Raw genomic sequence first — 12,174 nt, 5'->3', positions numbered from 1 at the left:
ACTACATTTATATATAATAATTTCATCTATTACTTTATTCGAGTTGAAAAGTATTTTGTTAATGTATTACTTTAAAAATTTAAATTATTGATTTTTATTGCTTTTATTTTTTGGCATGCAAGTTGGATTAGTGATGCATACATTTTTAAAAGGAATTAGCATGACTGACGAGTATTTTATGGTATTGGGGCTGCTTGGGGTGGCATTTTTTTCTGTAGCAGGTGCATTGCTCGGCTACGATAAAAACATAAGTGGCTTTGGAGTAGTTGTGGTGGCAACTGTAACTGCGCTAGGGGGCGGTACCCTCAGAGATATGCTGTTAAATAAGCCAGTATTTTGGATCGCCACGCCAGAGTATTTGTACTCAACTTACGCCGCTATTATTGCAACCATATTTTTTGTGCGCTACTTACCTCATGTAAATAATTATTACTTTTTATTAGTAGATGCCTTAGGCATGGCATTATTTAATATTATGGGTATAGAAAAAGCCCTGATCAGTGGCTCAGGTATGGCAATTGCCATTACTATGGGGATCACCACTGGGATTTTTGGCGGCCTTATACGAGATGTAATTTGCCGCGAAGTGCCCTCAGTTATGCGAAATGAGCCTTATGCATCAGCGTGTTTAGCGGGAGGCTTGGTCTATGCGGCACTATTTACATTAGAAGTAGATTATATCTGGTGTATTTTAGGCTCGCTTTTTACCACAATATTTTTAAGACTAGGCTCGCTTCACTGGGGTTGGCACTTAACCATTTTCAGAAAAAAAGACTTTAAAAACCAAAGTGATTAGGCATTAAAACCAATGCTTTTAATAGGCTGGGTTTATAAGGTACTAGTATTTACTACCTTAAGTGATGCTAAAGCGTTTTTTAAATCACTATTAACTCATTGTTTAACTGTATTAGATATGAGTAATTAGGTTATTTATTTGTTCCTTTTAAATGCTGCTTTAATAAAGTTAAGCCTAATTAAACTCCTTTTATAGCAGCCCTAAATTGATTAATAGGGCTGCAAGTTCATATTTAAGCATATGGTGTTAACTATGCTGGTAAAGCAAAAATACTATTACCAATACCCAAGTGCCTTCCACCAAAGACCGCCAATAATACCCCACACACTTAAATTAATAATGCTCATAATAAGCCCCATTACCCACCAATTTTTTAAAGAAACATAACCTGATCCAAATACTATGGGGGAAGTACCGGTAGCATAATGGGTTAACGACATCATCAAAGATGAAGCGCCCGCTAATAACAAACCAAGAAACAATGGTGGCGCGCCAAGTGCTATACCTGCAGCGTAAAAAGCAGCAAACATAGCTGTGATGTGTGCAGTCGTACTGGCAAAAAAGTAATGAGCGTAAAAATACACTGCAACCAGTATTATGGCCGATATAATCCAATCGAAACCGAGCTGCGCAATATTGCTCTCAACTAGGCTTGAAAACCATGTAACTAAACCTAATTTATTTAAAAATGTTGCCATCATTACCAGCGCTGAAAACCACACTACCGTATCCCAAGCTGACTTTTCTTTAAGCACATCGTCCCAACTTAAAACTCCGGTAATTAATAAAACCGAGAGCCCTAAAAAGGCCACTGCGGTTGTGTTTACCGCATAATCAGCACCTAAAATCATAGCGGGTACACCGGCCCATAAAGTAAGTAGCATAGCAAACACACCCACCATTACTTTTTCGCCGTAACTCATAGGTCCCATTTCAGACAGCTTAGATTCTGCGTAGGTTTTTGCATCGGGCGTGCTTTTAACCTCAGGAGGGTAAATGGCATACACAACCAAAGGCACCAGTGCAATACATAGCAAGCCAGGTAAAAGTGCAGCAAGCGCCCACGTACCCCATGTAATACTTATATCAGCGCCTGTGGCGTCTGCAATCAGTTTTACAATTAGTGGATTTGGCGCAGTTGCCGTAATAAACATAGCAGAGGTAATAGGGTTTATGTGGTAACTCACAAGTGCGAGGTAGTGGCCTATTTTACGAGAGGTGCCTTGCTCTGGTGATGACCCAAAGCTTGTAGCAATAGACTTCATAATTGGGTGGATAATAGCACCACCTCGAGCAGTATTACTTGGTGTTACAGGGGCAATAACCAACTCAGAAAGAGCCAGTGCATACCCAATCCCTATTGTTTTTTTGCCAAATAACGAAATGAAATTATAGCCAATACGGTTACCTAGACCGGTTTTAGCCAATCCACGAGAAATTATAATAGCAATACCAATTAACCAAATCAGCGAGTTAGAAAAGCCACTCAGTGCATCTTTAACAGCGCCTGAAGGGCTACTATTTGTCACTCCCGTTAATGCAACAGCAGTAATGGCTAAAATTGCTATCGCGCCAATTGGCATCGCTTTTCCAATAATGGCAACCACGGTGCCAACAAATAAAGCCAATAAATGCCATGCGTTTTCAGTTACACCTTGCGGAGCCGGTACTGCAAACCAAAGTATTAAAATAACGGCAATGGAAACCACGCCAGAGCTCACTTTAATATCACTACCTTTCATTAAAAATATCCCTAATTTTTATAAATGCATACATTATGTATATTAAAAATATGACGTTATTCTACTTCATTTAATAATCAAAAAAGATGATATACATCATGAGGAAAGTGATGAAAAAACCAATTTTATTAATTAACCGAAATAAACTACGCGCTTAAAAAACACTAAATACTCATAAGCGCTTACAGTGTACTTAAACAGGGTTTAGTTTTTAAGGGGGAGTTTGAATTGTTTTATTACCTTATAAGGTCTTTATGTATCTGAACTAATGTACGGAAATAAAATGAACTTAAAACTAACCAACAACGTGGTCGCATTTTTATTAACAATTAGCTTTTTATTGCTTGGTTTGTCATTTGCTTTAGATGCTGGCCAAAATTTGTTATCAGCAACATTTAGCTTTTATCATATTGACTCGCTTATTTCTGTATCGGCTTTAGGCTTACTGAGCGGTTCATTTATGATTGCGCTGGGCTTTGCGACCTTACTGGCTCATTTTCAATTAATGAAACCTACCGGTGCATTGTTGTTTGCGTCAATTATAAGCTTAATCCCCTTACTTACCTTATTGGCCAGCAACCGCTGGATGACGCAACTTGGCGGCTTTCCAATAATTGGTAGTGGGCAGGGCATAATTAAATACTTTGCTGTAGTACCTTTGTATTTATTTTTGTTTTATAAAGACAAACTTACCGACAAACAACACGTACTTTTAAACTTTATTCCTGTGGCTATGGTTTTACTGTGGATTGGCGGTATGAAGTTCTATGAGTTTGAAGCAAAAGGCATTGTAAGTCTTGTTGAAACGTCGCCGTTTATGTCGTGGTTATATACGTTATTTAGCGTACAAGGTGCATCAAACGTAATTGGCGGGTTCGATGTATTATTTGCTTTGTTACTTGGCGCGGGTATTTTTCTGGATAATAAAAAGCTAATTATTGTAAGTGGTTTAGCGTGTTTGAGTGTATTTTTAATGACTCAAACCTTTTTATTTAATGCAACAGGGGCATTTAGTGCCGCCACTTTATTCGATGGTCTCGGTTTGTTTGTAATTAAAGATCTTTGGTATATCGCCAACCTTGCAGTAATAGCACATTTAATGCTTTTTCAATCAGCTAAATAATTTATAACGAGGCTTTATGATCAGTTGCCACCAATATGACTACATTGAAATTGCCTGTATGCACAGGCTGAATATTGAGCTTGTGTTAAAAAATGGTGATGGTGTATGTGGTGTAGCCACTGATACAAAGCGCAATGCAAATAAAGACGAATGCATAGTTGTTAACGTAAATAACGAACTGCAACTCATTGTGCTCACTACAATCAGCGTACTTAAAGCGCGTGAGAGTAATCCATACTTTGACCGCGTGGACTTTGATGTAAAGTAAACACCTCACTCATTCGTTTTATTATAAACACCTCAGCGAACCTGTATCATTAATATGTTAAGGCTCGCTTATCTAACCAATGCGTTAGCTAATTACGCGCTAAATGCACAAAGCCAAAATTTTTCTTCAGACTGAACTATTCATATAAACAGCTATTTTACTTTGTCCAATAACATTATTAAAAGTCGTTTTGGTGCAAAATAACAAAGGCTTTTCATTACATGCCTAATTACTTGTTTACATTAAAGTTACTTAGTGGAATTATTGAACAATGTAATATACGCCGTTTTGGAGTGTTATAAACCCCCAGAGTGGTGTTCAATAAGCTGTTAAGTGTAATACGGAGTTTATATTGAGTACTAGGAGAGATCGCGCTAATGATTTTAAAACATTCAGTGCAAAATCTGAAGATACATTTAATGGTTTCTGGAATGATATTTCAAAAGAGGACAACCTCCGTACTGAAAATGATCTTAACGTTTGCCCGAAGGGAGCAATCGGAGGGCTTGATGAAACATTGATCGAGATATTCTTTGGGTTTAAATACCACAGCTGGCAAAAGGAATTAGGTGACAATTTTAACGTTACGAATAAAGCTAAAATCATTGAGGGTGCAAGGCTAGAATATAAGCTAACTGATAAGTCACATGTTATTTGTACCCTCAGACCTTCCAAAACAGAGAACTTAAGACCATTTGAAGATGGGATTGTACTAGAGATTCTCAAAGAACCTTCTAAGTTAGAGGCAAAGTCTAAACAGCATTGGGAGTATTTGGTTTCTTATATGCGTACAACTGATGTAGATGGTCATCCAAGTTATTATGACCATTTAAAAACTTTCTGGTTACGCAAAACTAAGAGGTGTTTTTATAATGGTAAGCTTGCTCCCCGAAAAATATCAGAAAAGCTTAGTTCTGTGTTTATTTGGGCTTTTACTGTTGGATTAAGTGGCGCGTTAATTTTTGTTATTACGATTTGGTTAAATACTAATTCTGAAAATAAAGTAGTAAATGAATTAGGTGGCATTGCAACAGAGCTAAGTTCAATTGTCCATAATCAGGAAAAACTCCTAAACGAATTAGAAACTTTAAAGCTAATAACAAACAACCAAAAAATATCACTTAAAAAGCAAGATGATACAAATGATTTTCTATTAGACATCAATCGTTTAACCCATGGTGTTTCCTCTAAGCAATTTGAGGTAGAACACAAAGAAATGAGAAAAGCAGTGTTATTAGCTAATGAAGCTAACATTGCAGCGCTTGAAAATATTCTTCTCATGTTAAAAGATAAAAAAACAAAGCCTGCTGGGAACTAAATATACACTTAACAAGCACTTTAAACGGAACAAAAACAGTTGGCTCAGTTCCGCTTCGCTCCACATTATAGCCAACAATTTTTGTCCGCTTAAGTGGGCGTTAGCTGTATAGCCGCACCTTGTGGTGCATTTATTGCATGTTTTATTTTTTCTTCATAAATAAGGTAATCAAATGAATATTAATACAATGGATCTTTTCTTTGGTTACAATATGCGTGTCGGTGATATAAATGGCTTGACTAAATCGGCTGCTAAATATGCGGAATTAGCAAAGACTGCTGACACCGCTGAGCAGCGTGAAGGTTATGCTAAAGCAGTAACTCAAATAAACAATGATGTATTGCCAAAGTTACAGCAAGAAATGAATACTTTAGGGCATCAACTTGGTTTAGCTGACGATAATATTGGTCAAGTGTTATCTAAAAAAGCGCTCGAAGAAAAGAATGAAAAAAACACTCTATCATTACTCGAATATATTGCAGATGGAACTCCAACATATTCATCAAAATATCAGTCAGGAAACATCTTTTCTAAAAACATTTAAGACGTGAGTTGATAAATACAGCTAACAAGTCGTTAAGCACTGAAGCGTAAACGGTCGCCATCGTTTTTGCAGAAAAAAGACGAAGAAACGCTATCAACCTACGCTCCGGTTAACAAGGCGTTAGCGGTACTCAGAGGTTTTGTGAAATATAAAATTTTAGAGAGTGATAATTCAACAAATACTATTGAGGTTATAAACCTTAATTTTGATGTTGATCTCCTAACAATTACAATATCTATTGAAGGTGATAAAATTGATATTATTTTCGAAGAGCCTGCAGGCTTTCGAGTCTTAGATGAAGGTGACTTGTTAGAGTTTTGGCCTGAATGTTCCTTACAAGCAGGGTGGCTCCACGAAATAATTACTGGTGGCTGGTTCGACTTAGAAAGTAAGCGTAATGGTTTTTCGTTGTGTGGTAATTCAGAAATAACGGAATATATAGTGGTTGGTGTAAATTATTGCGTAAATATTCTTGGTTGGAAAAAGCCAAGTATTCAGCAAAGTACGAGCTAACAATATGCCCTGAGGTGGGCGACTAGTAAAATTTAGCCATTAATTGCAAATTTTAAAAGTGGTGAGTCTCTTCGTTTTCCGCCAACTAAATACAACCCTTATCCATTTTAATTTCAGCGATCTAATAATCAATTGCGCTATCCCCACTTATTTTCACTTCAGCGATATCATCAAACGCGCCGCCCCAAAAACAAATTAACTAACGATACTTCAGTAAACGCGTGTTCATATTGCGGTGTGTAATATCTTTACAAGCATTTTAAGTTAAGCGTTTGAACCGGGCGCTTATTTTTAGACTCATTTTTTTAGAGATACTTTTATGAAGTTAAAGTTATTTATTGCCGCTATTATTTCCTCCTCAATGTCGTTACACGCAGCGCATGCCCAAGGTAATGCAAAGTTTACCTTCGAAGATTTAAAGGCAATGGCAAAAGCTTCTGCCGAAAAGCCTTATACGCCAACAGTGGTTCCTGCTCCTGAGTTAATTGATAAAATTACGTACGATCAACACTGGAAAATACGCTTTAAAGAAGATGAAACCCTATACCCAAGTGGGAAAAAAGCGCCAGTACAATTATTTTATCCTGGACGATACTTTCCAGAACCAGTAAAAATCTACATCAGAGACGATAAAAAGCACGCACAAGATGTACCATTTAGTAATGAACTGTTTGATATGCCGGCTGACAGCCCAGCACACGACTTGCCTAAAGGGTTTGGATTTGCAGGCTTTAGAATAATGCGACCGGATATGAAGCCTGATTGGATATCTTTTCTTGGCGCATCTTATTTTCGTACCGATGGACCACAAGGGCAATATGGATTGTCGGCTCGAGGTATTGCGATTAATACGGGCATGAGTGAACCAGAAGAGTTCCCGCGCTTTTCTGCATTTTGGATTGGTCCTGCAGAAAAAAAAGGTGAAAGTTTATCTGTTTGGGCATTGCTTGATGGCCCTTCTATTACAGGTGCCTATCGGTTTGGTTTAAGCAAAGATAACAAAGAAGCTAAAGGGCATATTACCTCTGTAACGGCTAATTTATATATGCGTGCTGACGTTGAGCGCTTAGGTGTAGCGCCATTAACGAGTATGTATTGGTACTCACAAAAGGATAAAACAGTTGCGAAAGATTGGCGTCCTGAAATTCACGACAGTGACGGACTCGCAATTCACACCGGGTCGGGACAATACATTTGGCGTCCACTCAATAACCCTCAATCTGTATCGACTAATAGCTTTTTTGATGAAAACCCACTAGGTTTTGGCTTAATTCAAAGAGATCGTGATTTTAATAACTACCAAGACGATGGCGTTTTTTATAATAAACGCTCATCTGCATGGATAAAACCTAGAGGGAATTGGGGCAAAGGGGCTGTGCAGTTGATCGAAATTCCTACAAAAGATGAAACGTTTGACAATATTGTTGCTTACTGGATGCCCGAAAAACCAGCACGTAAAGGCGATGAGTTTACCTTTTCTTATGATATTGAATGGCGACCACTTGATCCAAAGTCAGAAAAGTTAGCCAGTGTTGCAGATACTCGCCAAGGTTTAGGCGGTATTCCTGGACAGCCAATCCCTGAAGGCGTAAATAAAATGGTGATTGATTTTGAAGGACCTGCATTAGAGGGATTGGATCATAAAAGTGGTATTAAGCCTATTGTTGAAGCCAGCAACGGTGAAATACTAGAGCCAATTGGCGCTTATCCAATAGTCGGGACTAATAAATGGCGATTAGCGTTTGACTACAAGCAATCTAATAATAACCCGGTGCACATTCGCGCGTATTTAGTCGATAAAAACGAAGATGCGATTACAGAAACCTGGGTAAGTGATGCAAAGGTAACGATTGAATAAACATAAAAACAAAGCGGGTGGCCTTATAATTAGTTTTATGTAGCCCCCCGAGTAACGGCAAAATAAATGTTTAATGAAGGTTAGCTAAAATAATTTTCTTGTTTTAATTTGATGATTAGTTACAAATTTAACATGCTTGGCTACTTACTTGGTGAATTTTGCTATTTTAAGTTACTAGTACTTGTTTTTAAGTTTAGGTGTGTAAATAATAATCTTTCGATCAGATAAAATAATAAAAGTAATTAAATCAAGGATGAATACGAAATCTAAGTTACTTACTATTTTTTATAGCTGTTTGCATTGGTTCATTTGGTATTTTTTCTTACTTTGGCGTTTCTAAATATTTAGGCAATGGACTAGTTTTGTCTGCATCAAATGCAGGGTTACCTGTAATGATAATGTCAATTTGGTGTGTAGTTTCTTCTGTATGAGTTTTAGCTTTGAGTGGTTTGTGTGCTGCTGTGGTGTCATGCAAACACGAATATACAAAGTCAGCTCAACTGTAAACCGGAGTATTAAGATGTAAGGCTTGGTTAACTACCGCGAGCAAGCCTAAATTTTTGTTCTTCTTCCCTGCCTTAATAGCCTGATATTCGTTTTAATAAAAGTAGATCTGCTTTAGCCTTTATTATGACCGTTTTGTAGCTAGTTTACCTTGATAAACCCTAATTTATAGTTAAAATGGTCGGCTTGTATGACGAATGGCCTACTTTATTATTGATACAGTCATAGGAGTAGGATTAATAGATGTAGATATAAAGCGTGCAATTTTAAGCGTATTATTTACTTCGTATTAGTAAATTTACGCTAGGATAAAATTGGTTTGATTTCATTGAACGATGACTTGATTGTAGGTAAAGGCGCACATAGAACGTGTTACAGGCATCCTGAGGCGTATAATTTATGTATTAAAGTAAGCCATGAAGGGTTTGCGCAAGAGCAAGATCAGGAGTTGGCTTATTATAAGCGACTTAGTAACCGAAACATTCAGTGGCAGTTGTTAGCACGATACCATGGTACGGTACAAACCAATATTGGTACAGGGTACGTATTTGATTTAGTGATAGATGCAAATAATCAGCCAGCTAAAACTCTTGAGTATTATTTAAATCAGCCAAATAGCGAAGCTTTAGCTGAGCCGCTATTAAAGTTAAAAGATTATTTAATACATAACTTAGTGATCACCAAAGAAATAAAACCACGCAATATAGCGTGTGTTAATAATAACGGCACCATAGAGCATTGTGTAGTGGTGGATGATATTGGTAATACTGAGTTTTTTCCTATTAGCAATTATGTGAGCTCATCAGCTAAGCGCAAAATAAATAGAAAATGGCAGCGCTTTGAAGCGAGTTTAAATGAGTTTGGCATAAGCCTTAATTAGGCTTTAACTACCGTCTTTAAGCAATAATCACAGCCCACTTTAACACGCAGAGCAAGGCTAACAACTCATAGCCTTGCCATTTACAGCACAACGTTAATTACCTTTCTAACTCTATTACATACAGCACAAGTGCGCTGTACATTACGCTGAGCGCTTTAGTGACATCCTCATCAATCACCGCTTCTGCTGGGTGGTGACTTATACCGCCTGGGCTGCGTATAAACAACATACCAACGGGGCAAATAGGAGCTATGGCCATAGCATCGTGCCCGGCGCCTGAGGCAAGCGAAGGTGAGGCTTGGTTGTTAAGTTTGCATGCGCTAGTAAATAAATGCTGAATTTGAGTATCGCACGCTACGGCATCGGCGGCGTGTGTCCATTGCCAATCAAGCGTTAAATTACGCGATGTTGCAATTTGATCTGCACGGGTATGTATTGCATTAAGTAATATGGCTAGGTCGTCATCGTTTTGAGCGCGTGCATCAAGGCTAATGGTGGTTTTACCGGCAATAACATTTGTAGCGCCTGGGCGTGCTTGAATTTGCCCAACGGTGGCTACTTCGCCATTACTCGCACTTTTTGCTAGTTGCTCTATCGCAAGAGTCAGTTCGGCGCAGCCTGCTAACGAATCCTGACGTAAATTCATAGGGGTTGTGCCTGCGTGGCCGCTTTGACCTGTTAGGGTGATCATCGCGCGTTTAGCACCTGCTATAGCTGTTACTACTCCTAATGCTTGATTTACCGACTCAAGCACAGGGCCTTGCTCTATGTGGGTTTCCCAGTAACCAAGTAACTCGTTTTTGTTAAGTGCGGCCTTTGCGTAGTTTGCAGGGTTTAAACCAAAGTCCAGCATGGCTTGGCGCATGGTTATGCCATTTGTATCTTCTATATTTAACCACTGTGGGTCAAATTCGTTTGCCAGTGCTTTTGAGCCAATTAATGTGGTGGCAAAGCGAGTGCCTTCTTCATCACAAAAACCTACTACATCTAAGTGAAACGGTAAATCAAGCTTTTGCGTGTGCGCAAGAGCGGCTATTTCAATACCGAGTAATACACCTAGAATGCCATCAAATGCGCCGGCATTGGGTACGGTGTCTAGGTGTGAGCCTATAATTAAGCGTTTAGCGTTTGGGTTTGATGATTTTAGCCTGCCCCATACGTTACCAACTTCGTCTTGCCACGATTGCATGCCGGCCTCAGTCATCCACGCGGCGGTAACACTATTACACTCTTTGTGCTCTTTTGATAAATACACACGGTGAATGCCGCCTTGCATTTGCGATAGGCTACTGAGTGTTTTACAGCGTACTAAGGCGCGCGCGGCAAATGTGTTAGCTAGCTCATTATTTAATAATGGCGCCGGATGGTGGCTTACAATCGTCATGCTAAATCCTTTTTTATTTATAATGGGCAAGGGCGGCCATAGCGGCTTCGCCTTTAGGGCCTTTGTAACCGTTGGCATGCAAGCAGGCATCTAAACTTGCCAAAGTTTGCAGTACGGCATCTTTACGGGCGTTGTAACCCATGGTGCCAATACGCCAAATTTTGCCATGCAGTGGCCCAAACGAAGTGCCAATTTCAATACCAAAGTCGGTTAGCATTTGAGCGCGTACGTGATCGGCATTAATACCCTCGGGAATATACACACCCAGCACGTTGTTCATTTTATTGTTTAAATCGCCAAATACGTTTAAGCCCAGCGCTTGAATACCCGTTAGCATGGCATCGCCATGTAATTTATGACGGGCTACGCAGTTATCTACGCTTTCTTCAATAACAATGCGGGCACATTCTGAGGCGCAGTAAAGCATGCTGGTGGCTTCGGTGTGGTGGTTAAGGCGCTCTTCCCCCCAGTAATTCATGATCATGCCTAAATCAAAGTAGTTAGAGCGCACAAATGGCTCACTACCATCGGTATGCTCAGCGGTACGAATACCCGCTTCTACTTTTTTACGTTTTTGTATCCAATCGGCGCATTTGTCGCTCAGTGTTAATGGTGCAGAGCCAGAAGGCCCGCCTAAACATTTTTGCAAACCCACCGAAAGCGCATCGAGTTTCCACTCATCGGCGGGTAAATCGTTGCCTACAATAGAGGCGGTGGCATCGCAATAAAATAATACATCGTGCTTTTGGCAAATATCGCCAATGTGTTCAAGCGGTTGGTTCATGGTTGTTGAAGTATCGCCTTGTACCATGGCAAGTACATGGGGTTTTATATCAACAATGGCTTTTTCTATTTGTTCGGGAGTAAAGACTTCGCCCCATGGTACTTCTATGGTGTGCACTTTAGCGCCAACGCGCTCGGCTATTTCAGCGAGTAAGTGGCCAAAGCGCCCCATAATTGGCACAAGTACTTTATCGCCTGGGCGTAAAATAGAGCATAAAACGGCTTCTATGCCAGCGCGTGATGTACCATCAACTAACATGGTCCATTCGTTTTTAGTTTTAAAAATTTCGCGATAGCGCGCCATGGTCTCATTCATAAAGCCGGTCATTACTGGGTCGTATTGGCCAATTAGCTGCGCCGACATAGCACGTAACACTCGAGGATCAGCATTGATAGGGCCGGGGCCCATAAGTAAGCGCTGTGGTGGATTTAATGTTTGTATTTGTGTTTCGTTGAACATT

11 protein-coding genes are annotated in these 12,174 nt (G+C 39.4%); 8 read left to right on the top strand and 3 right to left on the bottom strand.

All coding sequences use genetic code 11. The features are described 5' to 3' along the window. The first annotated feature begins 160 nt into the window (after positions 1 to 160). Positions 161 to 796, top strand: coding sequence for a trimeric intracellular cation channel family protein (locus J8L71_RS06620; protein WP_210999850.1), 636 nt, complete (start codon positions 161 to 163; stop codon positions 794 to 796). Between the two features lie 275 nt (positions 797 to 1,071). Here J8L71_RS06620 and J8L71_RS06615 read toward each other — a convergent pair whose 3' ends face one another. Next, positions 1,072 to 2,538 carry a DASS family sodium-coupled anion symporter gene (locus J8L71_RS06615; RefSeq protein ID WP_210999849.1) on the bottom strand — a complete coding sequence of 489 codons (1,467 nt, stop codon included), beginning with the start codon at positions 2,536 to 2,538 and terminating at the stop codon, positions 1,072 to 1,074. A 283-nt stretch (positions 2,539 to 2,821) separates the two neighbouring features. Here J8L71_RS06615 and J8L71_RS06610 point away from each other — a divergent pair, with 283 nt between their 5' ends. The 7 genes from J8L71_RS06610 (at position 2,822) to J8L71_RS06580 (ending at position 9,546) form a co-directional block, all read left to right on the top strand. Continuing rightward, the gene (locus tag J8L71_RS06610) at positions 2,822 to 3,661 is read left to right on the top strand and encodes a DUF417 family protein (protein WP_210999848.1); all 840 of its coding nucleotides are present in this window, start codon (positions 2,822 to 2,824) and stop codon (positions 3,659 to 3,661) included. 16 nt (positions 3,662 to 3,677) lie between these two features. Further along, positions 3,678 to 3,929 carry a Rho-binding antiterminator gene (locus J8L71_RS06605; RefSeq protein WP_210999847.1) on the top strand — a complete coding sequence of 84 codons (252 nt, stop codon included), beginning with the start codon at positions 3,678 to 3,680 and terminating at the stop codon, positions 3,927 to 3,929. A 352-nt stretch (positions 3,930 to 4,281) separates the two neighbouring features. Continuing rightward, positions 4,282 to 5,247, top strand: a complete 966-nt coding sequence (locus tag J8L71_RS06600; RefSeq protein WP_210999846.1) for a hypothetical protein — start codon at positions 4,282 to 4,284, stop codon at positions 5,245 to 5,247. A 172-nt stretch (positions 5,248 to 5,419) separates the two neighbouring features. Beyond that, positions 5,420 to 5,791 carry a hypothetical protein gene (locus J8L71_RS06595; RefSeq protein WP_210999845.1) on the top strand — a complete coding sequence of 124 codons (372 nt, stop codon included), beginning with the start codon at positions 5,420 to 5,422 and terminating at the stop codon, positions 5,789 to 5,791. A 66-nt stretch (positions 5,792 to 5,857) separates the two neighbouring features. Next, complete coding sequence (locus J8L71_RS06590; protein ID WP_247655216.1) at positions 5,858 to 6,304, top strand: hypothetical protein; 447 nt, start codon at positions 5,858 to 5,860, stop codon at positions 6,302 to 6,304. Between the two features lie 319 nt (positions 6,305 to 6,623). Further along, complete coding sequence (locus J8L71_RS06585) at positions 6,624 to 8,162, top strand: glucan biosynthesis protein (RefSeq protein WP_210999844.1); 1,539 nt, start codon at positions 6,624 to 6,626, stop codon at positions 8,160 to 8,162. An 823-nt stretch (positions 8,163 to 8,985) separates the two neighbouring features. Further along, positions 8,986 to 9,546, top strand: coding sequence for a YrbL family protein (locus J8L71_RS06580; RefSeq protein WP_210999843.1), 561 nt, complete (start codon positions 8,986 to 8,988; stop codon positions 9,544 to 9,546). A 97-nt stretch (positions 9,547 to 9,643) separates the two neighbouring features. Here J8L71_RS06580 and J8L71_RS06575 read toward each other — a convergent pair whose 3' ends face one another. Both J8L71_RS06575 and J8L71_RS06570 read right to left on the bottom strand, forming a co-directional pair. Further along, positions 9,644 to 10,930, bottom strand: coding sequence for an allantoate amidohydrolase (locus J8L71_RS06575; RefSeq protein ID WP_210999842.1), 1,287 nt, complete (start codon positions 10,928 to 10,930; stop codon positions 9,644 to 9,646). A 13-nt stretch (positions 10,931 to 10,943) separates the two neighbouring features. After that, on the bottom strand, positions 10,944 to 12,173 hold the full coding sequence (locus tag J8L71_RS06570; RefSeq protein ID WP_210999841.1) for an alanine--glyoxylate aminotransferase family protein: 1,230 nt from the start codon (positions 12,171 to 12,173) through the stop codon (positions 10,944 to 10,946). Position 12,174: the final 1 nt, after the last annotated feature.

Source organism: Pseudoalteromonas sp. MMG007 (genome assembly GCF_018100985.1).
GTDB lineage: Bacteria > Pseudomonadota > Gammaproteobacteria > Enterobacterales > Alteromonadaceae > Pseudoalteromonas.
The sequence above is the reverse complement of the archived record's forward strand: the minus strand, read 5'-3'. Positions and strand labels throughout refer to the sequence as shown.